Origin of the sequence: Streptomyces kanamyceticus, from assembly GCF_008704495.1 — a bacterium.
Taxonomy (GTDB): domain Bacteria; phylum Actinomycetota; class Actinomycetes; order Streptomycetales; family Streptomycetaceae; genus Streptomyces; species Streptomyces kanamyceticus.
Genome location: NZ_CP023699.1, coordinates 9720554 through 9738131, shown reverse-complemented (window position 1 = coordinate 9738131; position 17578 = coordinate 9720554). Strand labels below are relative to the sequence as shown.

The 17578-nt window shown below is 70.9% G+C and carries 10 protein-coding genes and 1 pseudogene; 1 reads left to right on the top strand and 10 read right to left on the bottom strand.

Annotated elements, in window-relative coordinates:
• Positions 1–5: 5 nt before the first annotated feature.
• The 9 genes and pseudogenes from CP970_RS42000 to CP970_RS41960 all read right to left on the bottom strand — a co-directional run bounded on the left by CP970_RS42000 (position 6) and on the right by CP970_RS41960 (position 14650).
• A complete protein-coding gene (locus tag CP970_RS42000) occupies positions 6–1973 on the bottom strand; it encodes a heparinase II/III family protein (RefSeq protein ID WP_055543540.1) in 1968 nt (655 codons plus the stop codon).
• On the bottom strand, positions 1970–4159 hold the full coding sequence (locus CP970_RS41995; protein WP_055543541.1) for a bi-domain-containing oxidoreductase: 2190 nt from the start codon (positions 4157–4159) through the stop codon (positions 1970–1972). Before CP970_RS41995 ends, CP970_RS42000 begins: the two co-directional genes overlap by 4 nt.
• Before the next feature lie 16 nt (positions 4160–4175).
• Positions 4176–6110: an asparagine synthase (glutamine-hydrolyzing) gene (asnB, locus tag CP970_RS41990; RefSeq protein ID WP_055543542.1), complete on the bottom strand. Its 1935-nt coding sequence runs from the start codon at positions 6108–6110 to the stop codon at positions 4176–4178.
• Positions 6111–6113: 3 nt separating this feature from the next.
• Positions 6114–7631 carry a Wzz/FepE/Etk N-terminal domain-containing protein gene (locus CP970_RS41985; protein ID WP_055543543.1) on the bottom strand — a complete coding sequence of 506 codons (1518 nt, stop codon included), beginning with the start codon at positions 7629–7631 and terminating at the stop codon, positions 6114–6116.
• A complete protein-coding gene (locus CP970_RS41980) occupies positions 7628–9022 on the bottom strand; it encodes a Wzz/FepE/Etk N-terminal domain-containing protein (RefSeq protein WP_055543544.1) in 1395 nt (464 codons plus the stop codon). Before CP970_RS41980 ends, CP970_RS41985 begins: the two co-directional genes overlap by 4 nt.
• Positions 9019–10284, bottom strand: coding sequence for a glycosyltransferase family 4 protein (locus tag CP970_RS41975; RefSeq protein ID WP_055543545.1), 1266 nt, complete (start codon positions 10282–10284; stop codon positions 9019–9021). The genes CP970_RS41980 and CP970_RS41975 overlap by 4 nt, the downstream gene beginning before the upstream one ends.
• Entirely contained in the window at positions 10274–11599 is a 1326-nt protein-coding gene (locus tag CP970_RS41970; protein WP_055543546.1) for a nucleotide sugar dehydrogenase, read from the bottom strand. The genes CP970_RS41975 and CP970_RS41970 overlap by 11 nt, the downstream gene beginning before the upstream one ends.
• A gap of 73 nt (positions 11600–11672) precedes the next feature.
• A pseudogene (locus CP970_RS41965) lies at positions 11673–13150 on the bottom strand (sugar transferase).
• 831 nt (positions 13151–13981) lie between these two features.
• Positions 13982–14650, bottom strand: a complete 669-nt coding sequence (locus CP970_RS41960; RefSeq protein ID WP_055554665.1) for a haloacid dehalogenase type II — start codon at positions 14648–14650, stop codon at positions 13982–13984.
• A gap of 325 nt (positions 14651–14975) precedes the next feature.
• On the opposite strand from CP970_RS41960, the gene CP970_RS41955 reads away from it, so the two are divergent.
• A complete protein-coding gene (locus CP970_RS41955) occupies positions 14976–16316 on the top strand; it encodes a fibronectin type III domain-containing protein (protein WP_055554667.1) in 1341 nt (446 codons plus the stop codon).
• Here CP970_RS41955 and CP970_RS41950 read toward each other — a convergent pair whose 3' ends face one another.
• Positions 16317–17513 carry an MFS transporter gene (locus tag CP970_RS41950; RefSeq protein WP_055554669.1) on the bottom strand — a complete coding sequence of 399 codons (1197 nt, stop codon included), beginning with the start codon at positions 17511–17513 and terminating at the stop codon, positions 16317–16319.
• Between the last annotated feature and the right edge of the window lie 65 nt (positions 17514–17578).

Below are 17578 nucleotides of genomic sequence, written 5' to 3'. Positions count from 1 at the left end.
GCCCCCTAGCCCCAGAACCTGAGTGCGGTGGTGAACCCCTGCGCGCCGTCGGCGAAGCCCGTGCCGACCAGCGTCGTGGTGGGTTCCTTGCGCCCGAATCCGGCGGAGTACCAGCCGAGCGGCGGCTCCGTCTCGCCGCGATGGGCCTGCCAGGACAGCTGCCCCGGCAGGTCGAGCACGGCGGAGCGGTCCTCGCCGTCCCGGGTCCAGGTGAGCTCGGCCCGGTGGCCCGTCAGGTCCGCGGTGATCGCCGGGCCGAGGTGGAACGCCAGGCGCACCGCCCCGCGCGGGCCGCGCACCTCGTCGGTCACTCTCAACTCCCGTGTCGCTGCGGACAGTTCCACACTGCGCCGGTGCACGGACGGCTGGTAGCCGTCGTGCTCGGCGGACCATCGGGCCGTTCCCCCCGCGGAGGCGTCGGGCGTGTCCACGGCCAGGACGCGGCTGCGGGCCTGCCTGGTCCACAGGAAGGGGCCGCCGGAGACGGACTGGTCCTTGCCGTCCAGTTCCAGGGTGTTGTGGCCGAGGGTCGAGCGGAAGTACTGCCGCCACTCGGGCTGCCCGTGGTAGCAGAACGTCCCGGGGTCTGCGAGCACGTCGACCCCGTCGTGCCTGACCTCCACGGACAGCGCGTCCGCGTGGGCGTGCGCGGCGATGGAGAGGAAGCCGTGCGGCCCGCCGTCGCAGCGGCACCAGATCCCCTCGGGGCCGCGCAGGACGGTCATGCCCGCATCCGGGAACCGGTCCGGTCGCTTCCCCGGGCGGGACACGGCCGGTACGCCCTCGGTCTTCGCGTACGGCCTGATGAGCGCGGCGAGGAGCGGGGTGCGCACATCGGTGCCGGTCACCTCCGGCCACCAGGCGAGTCGGCCGAACACGGCGTCGCCGGTGGCCAGGAGCGAGGCCCAGCGGTCGGTGCCGTCGCCGTCCACGATCAGACCGTGGCCGTCGTCGGCGTCTCCCTGACGGGGCGGCCGCAACCGGCTGTCCACCACGGCCGCGAGCGCGTCGGTCATCCGCAGCAGAACGATGCGGACCGTCGCGGGGACGGGCACGCGCGCGGCATCCGCCTCGGCCACCGCGGCCAGGCCGAGTTCGAGGACGAGTCCGTGGTATTCGGTGGCCAGTTCGCGGTTGAGGCCCGAGTGGAAGGTGTTGCTCCGCAGATGCCGCTCAAGAGAGCGCAGCGCGTCCTTGCGCCAGCGCGCCGAGGCCGGGAACCAGTCGAACGCGCAGGCCGCGGCGAACTGTCCGGCGGCCTCCGCGATGACGTGGTTGTTCGCCGAAGAACCCCGGCTGGGAAAGGCGGCGAGCCAGCGCTGGTGGTGCCAGATCTGGTTCAGCGCCACCGGGTTGTCCTCGAACAGGGCGGCCGCGCCCTGCCAGCCGTCGAGCAGCCTGCGGATCCACACCCAGGACAAGAGCCGGATGCCCAGCTCGATGCCGCTGATCCAGTGCACCCCGCGCAGCGGCGCGTTGGCCGCCCACCACCGCCTCAGGAGCTCGGCCACGCGCTCGGCGTACCGCTCCTGGCCGGTGAGCGCGTAGGCGGCGGCGAGGACGGTGAGGTACTGGTGCCGGGAGGGCTCCCAGATCTGCTTGATGTCCCCGACCACGTCCTCGTTCCGGTAGGGCACGTCGAAGGCGTAGCCCCAGGGAGCCCTGCGGCCGGTCTTCGGGTCGTACCACCAGTCGGGATCGGCCAGGTCGTCGCGGACCACCCCGAAGAACTCGCCGTGCCCGGCCATCAGCCGGTCCGCCTCGGCGACGAGGCGCTTCGCTGCGTCCGGCGGCACCGCGGCGAGCGTCCCCGCGGGCAGTACGGCGGTGAACCGGGCGCCGCTCACGCCGGGGCAGTCCGGCCGCACCGACCGCCACAGCCTCCTGCGCACCGCGTCGCCCGCCCGGCCGCCGACCTCCCGCGGCCCCATCCGAGAGAGCCGCCGCACGTACCAGCCCGCGCTCATGGTCACAGCGCCCTCGCCAACGTCACCGGCACGCCACCGGCCAGACCCGCCCGCACGGCGAGGGTGGCCGCCGTGGTGGCGACCAGCGACTCCAGCGGCACCGGCATGGGACCGCCGGTCCGCACGGCCTTGACGAACGAGGCCAGCTCCGCCTCCTGGCCCTTGTCCCGGGCCTTGGGCAGCCGCGAACTGACCCACTTCTTGGGGCCGTGGACCGAGGCGCGGACGAAGTCGTCGAGGCGCAGCACCTTGCCGTCGGCGACGAGGTCCAGGGTCTCCTTGGGGAAACTGGCCGCGCCGGTGGTGACGTAACTGATGGTGGCGGTGGACCCGTCGGGGTACCGCAGCACGATCTGCAGGTCTTCGTTTCCTGCCGTGGCGGCCGCGTACACCGAGACCGGGTCGGCGCCGAGCAGCCAGCTCGCCGTGTCGATGAAGTGCCCGCCCTCGCCCGCGAACCGCGAGCCCTCGGTGCCCTGTTGGAGGTACCAGCTGCCGTGCTGCAGCTGCCCCGCGTTGACCAGGTAGCGCAGGCTCGCCGGTCCCGTCCTGGCGCCGAACCGCTTCTTGGCCTCCCGCAACAGCGGCGAGAACCGGCGGTTGAACCCCACCTGGAGCCGGTCGTTGCCGGACTCCTCCACCGCCGCGAGCACACGTGCGAGCTCGTCCTCGGAGAGCGCCAACGGCTTCTCCACGAACACGGCCTTGCCCGCGAGGAGCGCCCTTCGGGTCAGTTCGGCGTGCGAGCTGTGCCGGGTGACGACGAACACCGCGTCGATGGACTTGTCGCCGAGCACGGCGTCGAGATCGGTGGTCGCCTCGGCGAAGCCGAACTTCCGCTTGGCGTTGGCCGCGGACAGCGCCGTCGTGGTGACGACCGTCGACAACGACACGCCGTCGCGTCCCGTCAGATGCGGCAGCAGCATCGACGTCGCGTAGTTCCCCGCGCCGACGAACGCCAGGCGCACCGGCGTCCTGACGGTCCGGGCGGGGGCAGCCGCCGCCCCACCGCCGCGCCGCACCGCGGGCACGGCCACCGACGGGGCCTCCGCTTCGCCTTCCACCGCGGCTTCGGGGTAGCGGAACAGCACGGCGACGGCCTTGAGGTCGCCGTCCTTCAGGCTCTGGTACGTCTCGACGGCGTCGTCGAAGTCGGCGATGTGGGAGATCAGGGGCTCCACGTCGACGTTGCCGCGGGCGACGAGGTCGAGGAAGCACGCCAGGTTGCGGCGCTCGGTCCAGCGCACGTAGCCGATCGGGTAGTCGCGCCCCTCCAGCTCGTACGAAGGGTCGTAGCGCCCGGGGCCGTACGACCGGGAGAACCGGACGTCGAGCTCCTTCTCGTAGTACGCGTTCCACGGCAGGTCGAGGCGGCACTTGCCGATGTCGACGACGCGGCCCCGGTCCCTGCTCAACTGGGCGGCCAGCTCGACGGGTTGGTTGCTGCCGCCGCCCGCGGCCAGGTACACCTGGTCCACGCCGTGGCCGCCGGTGAGTTCCCCGACGGTGGCCGCCACGGCCGCGGACGCGGGATCACCGCAGGCCGCCGCGCCGAGCCGCTCGGCGAGTTCGCAGCGCGCCGGGTCGGGGTCGACGCCGACGACACGTACGCCCGATGCGGTGAGGAGCTGGGCCACCAGCTGTCCGATCAGGCCGAGGCCGATGACCAGGGCCACCTCGCCGAGCTGCGGCTCGCCCTGGCGGACGCCCTGCATCGCGATCGATCCGACGGTGCCGAAGGCCGCGTGGCGGGGCGCGAGGCCGTCGGGCACCGGGGTGTAGAGGTTCTTCGGCACCCAGTTCAGCTCAGCGTGCAGCGCGTGTTCGTTGCCCGCGCAGGCCACCAGGTCGCCGGCCTTCACGTCGTCGATCCCGGCGCCGACCTGCTCGACCACCCCGCACAGCGAGTAGCCGAGCGGCGTGTACGAGTCGAGCTTGCCCATCACCTTGCGGTAGGTGGCGGGCACCCCGTTGGTGGCCACGCTCTGCATGACCTTGGCCACCTGGTCGGGGCGGGAGCGGGCCTTGCCCAGCATCGACATGCCCGCCTCGGAGACCTTCATGAGCTCGGTCCCGGTGGATATCAGCGAGAAGGCGGTCCTGACCAGCACACCGTCCGGCTTGCATCCCGGCACCGGGACGTCGAGCAGCGCCAGCTCGCCGCTCTTGTAGTTCTGCACAACCTGTTTCACCAGAACTCCTGTTGTTCTACGCCGTCAAGTGAGTGCTCTGGCCGGAGCCAGTTGTCGCGTCGCGGTACCAGTACTCGAGGGTGAGTACGTGCCAGAGATGTTTGGAGAAGTCCCGCTGCCCCGAGGCGTCCTCGGCGACCATGCGTGCCAGTGCGTCGCGGCGCAGGAACCCGGAGTTGACGAGCAGTCCGTCGTTCACCACCTCGCGCACCAGCGGTGCCAGGTCCCGGCTCATCCACGCGCGCAGCGGGGCGCTGAACAGGCCCTTGGGCCGGTACACGATCTCCCGGGGCAGCACCGAGGTGGCCGCCTCCTTGAGGACCGCCTTGCCCTGCCGTCCGACGATCTTGCGGTCGCCCGGCACGGCGAACGCCGCCTTGACGACCTCGACGTCCACGTACGGGACGCGTACCTCGGTCGACGCGGCCATGCTGGAGCGGTCCGTATAGGCGAGGTTCAGGCCCGGCAGGAACATCCGGGCGTCGCCCAGGCACATGCGGTTGACGAAGTCGTCGAGCTCGTTGTCCTCGTAGATGTCCGCGTGCTCGGTCAGGACGTCGTCGACCGTGCCCGCCAGGTCGGGATCGATCAGGGCGAGCAGCTCGTCCTGGTCGTACATGGTGTAGCTGCGCCGGAACGCGGTCTCCTCCGGCAGGTCGGCGAAGGAGAGGAACCGCTTCGCGAAGCGCACCGACCGGTACCCCCGGCGGGCCGTGGCGACCGGCAGCCGGTCCACGGCCCTGGCCACGCCGCGCCGCAGCGGCCGCGGAACGCGCTGGTAGCGCAGCGCGATCAGGTTGGCCAGGTGCTTGCGGTACCCGGCGAACAGCTCGTCGGCGCCCATCCCCGAGAGCATCACCTTGACCCCGGCCTCCCGGGCGGCCGAGCAGATCAGGAACGTGTTGATCGCGGCGGGGTCGCCGATCGGCTCGTCCAGGCTGTACGTCATCCGCGGCAGCAGGTCGAGCACGTTCGGCGCGATCTCGATCTCGTGCAGGTCGACGCCGAACCGCTCGGCGACCTGCCGGGCGTAGCGCAGGTCGTCGGGCATCGCCTCGAACTTGGCGTCCTCGGCTCGGAATCCGATCGTGTAGGCGGAGATCCCGGGCTGGTGCCGGGCGGCGAGGGCGGTCAGGTAACTGGAGTCGAGACCGCCGGAGAGGAAGGTCGCCACGGGCACGTCGGAGAGCAGGTGCTGCCGGGTCGACTCCTCGACGATGGCGGCGAGGTCCGGCCGCTCACCGCTGCGGGCCCGCTCCCGGCCTTCGGTGGCGACGTCCTTCAGGTTCCAGTACGTGCCGCGCTCCACCTGCCCGTCGGGTCTGCAGCGGAGCCAGCTGCCGGGCGGCAGCTTCTCCGCCTCGCGGAACGCGCACCGTGAGTCCGGCACCCAGTAGTAGAGGAGCGAGGCCACCAGCGCCGCGTGGTCCACCTCGAGGGGCGCGCCGTTGGCGGCGGCGAGCGCCTTGAGCTCGGAGGCGAACACCAGGCCCGCGCCGCGCCGGAGCAGGAACAGCGGCTTGATGCCGAGCTGGTCGCGGGCGAGCACCAGCTCACCGGTGCGCTCGTCGAAGATCCCGAGCGCGAACATGCCGCGCAGCCGGGGCAGGCAGTCCGTGCCCCAGTGCCGCCACGCCTCCAGGAGCACCTCGGTGTCGGAGGTGCCGCGGAAGCGCACCCCGGCGGAGGTGAGCTCGGCACGCAGCTCGGGCGCGTTGTACAGCTCGCCGTTGTACGTCAGGGCGAGGCCGTCCTTGACCATCGGCTGGGCGCCGGTCTCGGACAGGTCGATGATGGCGAGGCGGCGGTGCCCGAGGTGCACTTCGCCGTCACCGACGGGGTGGTTGTACCGGCCCGCCCCGTCCGGGCCTCGGTGGGCGAGGGTGTCGGTGAGCCGGTCGGTCACGACCTTGCCGTCCGGCCATCGGTACGTGCCTGCGATGCCACACATGTCCTACCTCGCCTCCTGGTCGTTGTCCGGGACCCCTGAGGCCCAGATCGGCTGGCGTTCCTTGCGCAGACGGCCCTTCTCGTCCTGGCGGGCCAGCCGTTCGCTGTGCCCCCGCAGTGCGATGTGCAGGCCGTCCCAGAGCGTGCCGTCGGTCTTGTCCCGCGGATCGGGGTCGATCAGCACCACGCCGATCACCGGGATGCGCTGGTCCGAGAGTTGCCGGGCCACCGTGTGCAGCCAGGTGGCACTGCCGTGTCCGGCGCGTACGACGAGCACGGTCTGGCTGCCGAGGTACTGGAGGTCGGTCCACGCCGTACCGGGCGCGACGGAACCGACACCGATGCGGCGTACCTGCGGCGGCAGGGCCTCGGCGCGCTCGCCGCTGACGACGGCCGGGTCGCCCTGCTCCTGGCGGCCGTCCGCGAGCTCCGGTCCCGGCAGGCCGTCGACGAGGACGACGCGGCCCTCCGCCGCCAGTTCCCCGGCGACGTCCCTGGCGATCACGCTCGTGGCGCGCGCGCAGCCCAGTTCGAGGAGCGACACCGGTTCCGCGGCGCCGCGCACGGTGCGGGCCAGGGTCGTGGCGAGCCGTTCGCGGGCCGCCCTGGTCCTTCGGCGCTGCCACAGTCTGGAGGGCCTGCGCAGTTCCGCGATGACCGAGGCGCCCAGGTGCGCGGCGATCTCCCGGCGCAGCACGGGTCGGCCCGCCACCACCGCGCCGACCGCGGCGGCCGCGATCCCGAGGACGAGACCGAGGAGGAACCCGATCCCGGCGTTGGTGACAGCGGTCTTGGGCAGCGAGTGCCGCACCGCGCGCGGGGCGTCGACGATCTGTGTACCGGCGATGACCCGGGGCGTGCCGACGCGCGCGTCCTCGGCGCGCTGGTCGAAGTCGGCGATCCGCGAGTTGAGCTCGGCCCTGCGGGCGAAGAGCGACTCGATGCTCGCCGAGGACTTCGGGTCGCTTTCCGGCGATCGGTTCCCGATCGCCTTGTTGACCTTGTCGAGCTCGTCCCGCATGCGGTCGCGCTGGTCGCGCAGGGCCTTGGCCTCGGCGATCGCGGCTTCCCGCATCCGCTTCACGTGGTCGGCGACGAACGCGTCGGCCAGTGCCTTGGCCCGGGCCACCGCGTCCGCGTCGGTGTCGCCCGTCACGTCGATCTGCAGCAGGTTGTTGGTCAGGCCGGTGCCCCGGTACTCCTGCATGAAGTCCTCGGGGTTCTCCCGGGACTTGAGGGTTCCCAGGGCCTTGGCGGCGATGCGGGTGGTCCCCAGCAGTTGGACGTCGGTGCGCATCAGCGTTCCGGTGTCGTTCGGCTGATCGTCCTGGTGGGCGACGAGGACCTTGGTCACCGCGGACGGCGGTGGTGGCCGGACGACCGTCACCGCCGCGCCGACGAGGAGGCCGACGAGCGCCACGACGCACCAGAGGCGGCGCCGCCTGCGGACTGCCGCCACCAGCCCTTGCAGGTCGAAGAGCGGGGCGGCGGCCGAGGGATCGGAAGTCTTGCTCGTCGTCACCCTGCACCTCCCCTCGCGTCGTTGCCCACCGCGAGCGGTGGCGTGGTGTGCCGCGGGGCGTGGTCGGCGGCGCGCTTCGGGCCGCGGACCGCCCCGGCGACGACGGTGCCGACGACCTGATGCCCGGCGTCCGCGCATGCCTCGGCGATGCCCGCGAGCTCCCCGGCGGTCCAGATGCCCGCGCTGAGCACGACCAGGGCACCGGCCTCGGTGCCGCGGTCGGGCACCAGCGGCCGGGACATCGAGACCTCCACCACCCGCAGCACGGGGTTCCCTCTGCTCGAAGAGGTCGCGGAAGGATCGCTCTGGGCCTCCGCGACGAGCTGCCCGGCGGCCTGGTGGGCGATGTCGTCGGTCTCCGGTACGACGACGATGAGCCGTCGGGAACCGGGCACCCGGTCCCGGAGGCGGGCGCACACCCGCCGGTAGCGGGCCTGTCTGCCCGCCTCGCCGCCGGACGGCTGCGGGGCCGGCACGTCCCACCGGATGTCGAGTCCGAGGATCCGGCGGAACCAGGCGCCGGGGGCACTGCCCTGCGTCCGGTGTTCGAGCCGTCCACCGGGCACGTCGACGGTGCCGAGGAACGCGGAGCCGAGCGCCGCGGCGATCTCCGGTTCGGTGCGCGGCCGACGGTTCGCCCGGGCGGCGGCGAGATGGCCGATGACCGCGCACACGAAGAACAACAGCGCCCCGGCCGCGACGAGTTGCGTCCTCGTCGGCGGCGCCTCGCCGGTCGGCAGGGCCGCCGGGCCCATGACGACCATGTTGGCCTTGTTGGTCGCCGGGTCGGCCTCGTCCAGCTTCTTCATGGCTTCCTGCAGCGAGGTGCGCAGCTTCTCCAGTTCGGTGCGGGCCTGCACGCCCTCCACGGTCTGTCCCGGATCGGCCGCGTTGGCCAGGTCGCTGATGCGGCGGTTGGTCTGCACCACTTTCTCCCGCAGCGCCTCGGGCCCCGCCGCCGTGTCGGATTCGGTGCCGTCGCCCGCCAGACGCGCGGCGAAGGTGACGAATTCCTTGGCCACCTGGTCGGAGAGCTCCTGCGCGTGCTCCGGGGTGCTTGCCGTACCTGAGATCTTGATGATGTTCCCGTCGGCGGCCGTCGCCTTCACTTGATCCCGCAGGTCGGCGGCGCTGACGCCCTTCCAGTCGAGCGCCGCCGCCGCGCGGTCGACCACCGCCGAACTGGCCGCGATCTCTGTCTGGGTCAGCAGTTCGCGCTCCTCCCACTGCCCCGCCAGCACTACCGACGTCGACGTCGTGTAGCTCGGCGGGAACAGCAGAGAGGCCCCGTAGCCGACGAGCGCCCCCACCAGGGCGACGATGGCGAGCAGCCGCCAGCGCCGTCGGAAGATCCGCCCGATCGTGACCAGGCGTATTGCGTCCTCACTCAACTGCGCTGCCTCTTCCCTGTCCTGTCCTTGGCGCTCGCCGACACCGGAGTGTGGTCACGGCAGGCGGCGGCGTAGGCGGCGAGCAGCGACTCCTGCGAGTTCCGCCAGGAAAGCTGCCCGCTGATCCGCTCCTGGCCGACCTTGCCCATCCGGGCCCGCTGCTCCGGGTCGTCCAGGAGCAGTGCGACGTGCTTGGCGAACTCGGCCTCGTCGTTGGCGGGCGCGTAGACCGCGGCGTCACCGGCGGAGACTCTCGCCTCGCGTAAGTCGAAGGAGACGATGGGTCTGCCCATGACCATGTACTCCAAGACCTTGTTCATGGTGGACACGTCGTTGAGCGGATTGCGCGGGTCGGGCGAGAGGCACACGTCCGCGGTGGACAGGTAGCGCACCAGGTCGGCGTCCGGGATGCGCCCGGTGAACTGCACCTGCTCGGCGAGCCCGAGCTGCCGGGACAGCTCCACCATCGCGTCGAAGGCGTCACCGGAGCCGACGAACACCGCGTGCCAGTCGGTCCTTCCGAGGTCGTCGCGGAGCTTGGCGAGGGCGCGCAGGGCGTAGTCGACGCCGTCCTGGGGGCCCATCACGCCGAGGTAGCACAGGAGATGGGGCTTGCCGCGCTTCAACTCCGGTTCGGGCGGCACCGGATGGAACCGGTCGATGTCGGGCGCGCTGCGCACCACGAAGACGTCCTGCGGCCGCTTGCCGCCGCGGCGCACCGCGACGTCCCGGTAGCTCTCGTTGGTGGCGAGCACGATGTCCGCGGCCCGGTAGGTCCGCCGTTCAAGGGCGCACACGGCGCGGTAGAGCAGGTCCTTGCCCCGGTCGAACCGGGAGAGGTACAGCTCGGGCACCAGGTCGTGCTGGTCGAAGACGAACCGCGCGCCCCGTCTCGTCAGCCACCGCGCGGGCAGGAACAGCAGGTCGGGCGGGTTGCAGGCGTGGACCACGTGGACCGGTCCCACCTTGCGGGCGAGGCGGGCCGTGTGCCACAGCGCGGAGCCGTACTCCCGCAGATAGCCTGCGGGCCCTCCGGTGGCCGCGCGCAACGGGTAGCGGTGGATCCGCACCCCGTCGATCACCGCCTCCGGTTCCGTGTCCCGCTTCTCCCCACGGGGGCAGATGACGTGCACCTCCCAGCCCGCGTCGCGCAGCGTCGTGCACTCCTGCCACACCCGCCGGTCGAACGGCACCGACAGGTTCTCCACCAGGATCAGCGCGCGCCGGCCGTGCCGGTCGCCGCTGGTTGCGTTACCAAGCAAGACCCATGTACCCCGGTTCGGTCCGGCGCGCTTCGGCGTCGGGAAGGCGGATGAGATCGACGATCGCCGGGCTTTCGCCGTGGGGCAGCGCCGAGAGGACGGCCGGATCCTTGGTCCCGACCAGGCACACCTCGGCGTGTTCGAGCACCTCGTCGACGGAGTCCGCCATGAGTTGCGCGAGGTGCGGCAGCCGGGTCTCGATGTACTCGCGGTTCGCGCCCATCAGCCGCGAGAGGCTCACGTTGGCATCGTGGATGCGCAGGTCGTACCCCTTGCCGTGGAGTCTCTCCGCCAGCTCGACGAGCGGGCTCTCGCGGAGGTCGTCGGTGCCGGGTTTGAAGGAGAGGCCGAAGAGGCCCACCTTGCGCTTGCCGGTGCGCTCGACCAGCTCCACCGCGCGCTGCAGGTGGTCGGAGTTGGAGGGCAGCACATGGGACAGGATGGGCACCGAGACGTCGGCCCGCTGCGCCGCGTGGACCAGGCTGCGCAGGTCCTTGGGCAGGCAGGAGCCGCCGAAGGCGAAGCCGGGCCGCAGGTAGGCGGGGCTGATGTTCAGTTTGCGGTCCGCCAGGAACACGTCCATCACCTGGTGCGAGTCCACCCCGAGCGCCTGGTACACCGCGCCCAGTTCGTTGGCGAAGCCGATCTTGAGGCCGTGGAACGCGTTGTCCGCGTACTTGATCGCCTCGGCCACCGGGACCGGCACCCTGAAGACCTCGCCGGGCAAGCCCTCGTACAGCGCGGCGATCACGTCGCCGCTGGCCGGGTCGAGTTCGCCGATGACGGTCTTGGGCGGGTCGAAGAAGTCCCGCACGCTCGTGCCCTCGCGCAGGAACTCCGGGTTGACCGCGACCCCGAAGTCCGCCCCGGACGTGCCGCCGACGTACTTCTCCAGGATCGGCACCAGCAGCTCCAGGCAGGTGCCGGGGAGCATGGTGCTGCGGAACACGACGGTGTGCCGGGCCCCTTGTCCGCCCTTCTCGGCGAGCGCGGCGCCGATCTGCTCGGTGACGCGCTCCAAGTAGGTGGTGCTCAGGCTGCCGTTGGGCTCCGACGGCGTGCCCACGCAGATCAGCGACACCTCGCTGCCCAGGACGGCCTCGCGGACGTCGCGGGTGGCGCGCAGCGCTCCGGTCCGTACGACCTCGGCGGTGAGCTCACCGATCCGCTCCTCGACCACCGGAGCCTTGCCGTCGTTCACCAGGTCGACCTTCGCCTGGTTGACGTCCACCCCGATGACCTCGTGCCCCAGGCTCGCCAGGCACGCGGCCGACACACAGCCCACGTAGCCAAGCCCCAAGACGCTTATTCTCATGACCTGTTCCTCCCCCCAGGCAGGCCCTCGCGGCCTGCCTTCCGTGCGTCGGCCGGGCGACGGCCATCGCGCATCAGTACGCTCCCTGTCCCTGGAGCACCGCACGCAGCGTCTTCCACAAGATCACTGTGTCCAGGGCGAGCGACCAGTCCTCCACGTACCGCAGGTCGAGGCGGACCGCCTCCTCCCACGGCAGGTCGCTGCGTCCGCTGATCTGCCACAGGCCGGTGAGCCCGGGCTTGACCAGGAGACGCCGCCGGATGTCCGGGCCGTAGGCCGCCGACTCCTCCGGCAGCGGAGGCCGGGGGCCGACGAGCGACATCGAGCCGGTGAGTACGTTGAGGAGCTGTGGGAGCTCGTCGATCGAGTACCGGCGCAGCACCGCTCCCACCCGGGTCACCCGAGGGTCCCGGTGGAGCTTGAAGAGCAGCCCGGCGCCCTCGTTGCGGTCGGCCAGCTGGTCGCGTGCCCCGTGGGCTCCGGTGACCATGGTGCGGAACTTGAATATGGTGAACTCCTGGCCGCCCTTGCCGACTCTGCGCTGGCGGTACAGCGCGCCACCCCTGCTGTCCATCAGTACGAGCAGCCCGACGAGCACCATCAGCGGTGCGAAGAGCATCAGCAGGATCGCCGCGCCGAGCCGGTCGACGACTCCTTTGACGGCCCGGCGGCCCCCGGTGAACGTCGGCATGCTGACCCTCAGCAGCGGGATCCCGAGCACCGCGTCGACGTGCAGCCGCGGTCCTGCCACCTCCATGAGGACGGGGGCCACGACCATCTCGGCATCGCTGCCTTCGAGGTTCCACGCCAGCCGCTGCAGCCGGTCCGGTGACCAGTGCGGGTCGGATGTGACCGCGACGACGCGGTAGCCGTCGCGGCGGACGTGGCCCGCGACGTCCGCGAGTCTTCCCACGACCGGCACACCGTCCAGGTGATCACCCTCGAGCCCTGGGTTGTCAGGTGTGCACACCGCTTCCACCCGCCAGCCGAGGTGCGGGAACTTGCGGGCCCGGGTGATCAGGTCGCGCACGGTGGCCAGGCTTCCGGCAGCGAGCACCGGCCGCAGGCAGCGTCCCTCTTTCCGCTGTTTGTGCAGCCAAAGACGGAGCAGATAGCGCTCGGTCATGGTGACGAGCGCGATGGCGGGGATCGCGACGAAGATCCAGAGCTTGATATTGCGCGAGGTGAGAGCGATCCCACCGAGCGCCAGTACGACGGCGGCCGTGAACAGTGAGCGTCCGAGTCTGCGGAATTCCTCGGCGCCCTGGCCGAGCACGGCCGGGCCCAGGCCCGGCTCAACGCGAGCGCGCCCAGCACAAGCAACTCGGTGCCGAAGGCGAGGATCCCCCACTTCTCATGCCAGTTGGCCGCGTCCCGGACTCCGAAGAAGTTGCCGATCGCCGCCACCACGATGGCGGTGGCCACGGTATCGCTGGTGATCACGGTACGGCGGTACCGCTGCTCCCAGTCGATCGCGGGCTGACCGACCGCCCCGTTCACCGGTCGCCCGCGCGCCGGTAGGAACGGGCGAACTAATTCCCCCTGCTGCACAGACCCCCCCAGGTCGCCAGTGGGCTCGACGTGTTCGCTCCACACGGTTCCTCCCCCCGGGAGGCTCCCGCCCCCCGCACTGTTGCTCCCCTCGGGAGGCGCCCCCGCCCCCCGCACCGCGCTGTTCCTCCCCCCGGGAGGCACCCCCGCCTCCCGGCCATGGCATACCGGCTCAATTCAGCGCTAGTTGAACAACCCAAACAGCGGCAGCGGACTCATGTGTCCGGCCGGAGATGTGTGATGCGCGGAGGCCCATCGAAACCTCGGGTGCTCCCCGCACCCAAGGCCCCCCTCCCGGGCCCCTAAAACTGATCACCCCCACGGTCTGGCGCCGGGGGACGCGACTACTGGCTGTCCGTCGCACCAGACCTATAGATCATTGTTTGTCGCCTCGTGTCCCCATGTGAAGCACGGTCAATCTAGACCATCGAGGCCTGCCTGGAGAGGGTATGTGTGCAACTTGTGCTCAAGCTTTGAAGCAGAATCCACGAAAAGATCACTGGTCACAGTTGCGTCGACAGCGAAGACATGCGTTGTGACCTGTGACGACGCGAGTTCTCTAGGTTGCCGGTGCCCGCGATCCGACGCCATCCCGGCGTCGCCAACTAGTCCCCATTTAGGGCTTGTTTGGCGGAATCTCGTCGGCGGGCACGGGACGGCGGCGCCGGCGGGTGGGCGCGAGGGCCGGCTCGGGACCCCGAAAAACCCGTCGGACCGGCTCTGGTGCCGCTTCGCGGGCTCCGCCGATCCCACCCCGTCCGGAGCACCCGGACAGGGGCGCGTCACGGTGAAGTGGAATGCTTTTTGGTCGAGTTGGTGGCGTTCCGAGCGTCAGATACCCACAAGCTCCAACACACCTGCCAGCGAGGTGACTTCATACGCGTGGTAGAAGGGCGCCGAGGGCTCGGTCCCCCGGTTCAGGTACACCGTCTCCCGCACACCGAGGTCGGTCGCCGACTGCAAGTCGTAGCGCGGGCTCGACGACACATGCATCGTCTCCTCGGGCAGACACCCCAACTGCTCGTACATGAACTCGAAAGCACGCAGCCTCGGCTTGTACGCCTGCGCCATCTCCGCCGTGTACAGCGCGTGGAAGGGGGCGCCGAGCTTCGCGGCGTTGCGATGGGCGTGCTCGTCGGCGGCGTTGGAGAGGATGACCAACGGGAAGTGTTCCGCCAGCTTCGCGAGGGGGCCGGGGACATCGGGGTGGGGTCCCCACTCCGGGACCGCCGCGTAGATCTCGGCGGGGTCGCCGGGACGGAACTCGACTCCGGTGCTGCGGCAGGCCCGTTCGAAGGCGCGGGAGACCACCTCGTCGTACGGCCGCCAGTCCCCCATCACCTCGTCGAGCTGGTAGCAGCCGAACCGGTGGAGGAAGGCGTCCAGCTTCTCGGGCGGCGCCACGTCCTCGATCACGTCTCTCGCCGCGGCCCCGATGGCGAAGTCCGTCAGGGTTCCGTACATGTCGAAGGTGATGAACCTGGGAGCAGGGCGGCTCAACGGACTCTCCTCACAGACGACTTCGGGCATCAGGGCGCACCTCTGAGGCGTGCCGCATCAGGGCACACGGCTGAGGCGTGCCGCATCAGCGGGCTACCGCTACGCATAGGCCAACCCACCCGGCTCACTCGTCATTCCCGCCCCACAGGTGCACTTCGGGCCCGGCTCGCCCCGGCGGCACAGCGCGCCGCCTCCCGTTCCCCGGTCATTTACAGCTACAGTTTCCTGCCCCCACAGCATCACCCGCGCCATCAACTCCCCCCACGACTGCATCCCGAACTCACGTACGCCCGTACGTGGTTCCACCGGAAAGGGAACGCCAGCCGTGTCTCCACGCACTCGCCTCAGACCGACGCTCGTCGCCTCCGCGGCCACCGTCGTCATCCTCGCCCTCGGGTTCACCGGCACCGCCCAGGCCACCGCGCCCGCCACGGCGCCCAGTTCGGCCGGGCGCTTCGGCGCCGACCCGGACCAGCCCGACAACCCCCTGTACGACGCCCCCGAGGGCTTCCAGGTCAGCTCCGGACGCGAGGCCGTCTCGCTCTCCTGGAGCACGCTCTCCGCGGCGACCGGCTACGAGGTGTACCGGGCCGAGGCGGAGGGCACCGGTCCTGACGAGGTCGGCCCCTACGCGCTGCTCGCCACCGTGAGCACGGGGGCGTACGTCGACAGCGACGCCGACCCCGACGTCGCGTACGCCTACAAGGTCCGCGCCCTGGACGACGCCGGGCACGTCTCGCCCTACACCGAGCCCGTGCGGGGCACCCGCGACACCGTCGCGCCCTTCGCCCCGCGGGACCTCAAGCTCGCCCGCGAGGACGAGCGCGGTGTGACGCTGACGTGGCGCAGCGGCGACTCGGACGCGGTGAAGTACGTGGTGTACCGCTCGGAGTCACTCAACTCCCACCTCACCAAGGTCGGTTCGACGACCTCCCTGACCTTCCGTGACACGAAGGGCGAAGCGGGCCTCCAATACGTGTACCAGGTACGGGGTGTCGACGCCGCCGGGAACGAGTCCGAGCCGTCCAACTACGTGACCGGCACCAAGACCGTCACGTCCGCCACCGCGCCGAAGGCTCCCTTCCTCAACACCCCCCAGCTCACGGGCAAACGGCTCACCCTCAGGTGGTCGCAGAGCCCGTACGTGCCGGTCTCCTCCTACACCGTCTACCGTTCCAAGACCTCCCCGGTCGACATCACCGACCCCGCCAACCGCGTGGCCACCGTGACGCGTACCGAGTACACGGCCACGGTCGGCGAGGACGTGGGCGAGCGGGACTACTACTACGCCGTCGTCGCCACCTCCCAGCACTCCGTCTCCTCGCCCGCCTCCGCGTCGTCGCGGCCGACGTACACGGCGCCGCGGCCGCCGAGTGCCACGCAGGTCTACGACATCGTGCCGGGCGCGGGCAGTGTGCGGCTCAGCTGGTACGACGTCCCGAGCGGCAGCGACGAGTCGCGAATCACCGGCTACCGCGTCTACCGCTCCACCAGTCCCCACGTCACCAAGGAGAACGCCGAGTTCAGCCGTGACACGAAGGACTCGCAGTACGTGGACCGCGGTCTGACCGGCGGCACGAAGTACTACTACGCCATCGCCACCCTCAACGAGGACGGTTTCGAGTCCGCTCTCTCCCCCGAGGTGTCGGCCACTCCGTCGGGCTGACTAGCTCCGTTCAACGGCCGCTTCCTGCAACGCCGTTGATGTTTTCGAGGCGTTGATGGCGAGTGCCAGGAGCGCCAGCGCGCCCAGTCCGAGAAGGCCCGCGACGACCGGGAGCGCTCCGGCCCCCACGCCGCTCAGCGTGACACCTCCGACGGCTCCGCCCAACGAGACCCCGAGGTAGGTGCCCGACGTGTTGAGCGCCAGGGCCTGGGGCGCGGCCGGTCCCGCGAGCAGATAGAGACGGGCCTGGATGGCGGGCGAGTTCCAGAAGGCCATGCCGCCCCAGACCGTGCCCACCACGACGAGGACGGAGAAGGGCACGGGACGGGCGAACCAGAGCAGCCCCAGGACCGCCATGCTGCCGACGAAGACGCCGATCCCGGTGATCAGTGTGCGGTCCGGGCCCCATCGGTCGGTGACCTTCCCGCCCGCCCAGATGCAGATGATGCCCGCGAACCCGGAGAGGCTGAAGGACAGCGCGCGCTGATCCACGCTCGCCCGGCTCACCGCGTCGAGATAGGGCGCCGTATACGTGAGCATCATCATCGAACCGGTCATGAGCGCGCAGTTCGCCAGGAGTCCGAGCGACACGGGTGCGGCGGCGAGCGCACGCAACTGCTCGCGTACGGCGGGCACTTCACCGGACCTGTCGTGCTCGCCGGGCAGCGTCACGAGGAGGAGGGCCAGCGCCGCGGCTCCGGCCACCGCCATCGACACGAAGGTCGCCCGCCAGCCGAAATGGCCGCCGATCCAGGTGCCGATCGGCACTCCGGCCGCGATCGAGCCCGTGACGCCGAGTGCCACGACGGCGACGTATCTGCCGATGTGAGTCTCCGGGGCCCGCTCTGCGGCATACGCGAACACCGCCGGAGTCGTGCACGCCGCCGCGAGTGCCGCCACGATGCGCAGGGCCACCAGGAGTCCGAAGCCGGTGGTCGTGGCCGCCATCAGGTTCGCGGCGATGAACAGCACGAACGCGGCGGTGAAGAGGCGTCGGCGGGACACCCGCGCCAAGGCGACCGCGGCGATCGGCGCGGCCAGGGCGACGGTGAGCGAGAAGACGGTCACCAATTGCCCGGCCTGGGCCTCGCTGACGTTCAGGTCTCGCGCGATTTCCGGCAGCACCCCCGCGATCACATAGTCATCGGTATAGAGAACGAAAGCGGCAGCGAGCAGCGCGAACAGCCACGCGGGCACGATGGATCCCCCTTGTGGTTCGGGTGTCTTTTACGGTTCAGGTTTTCCTGCAGTTCAGGTACTTC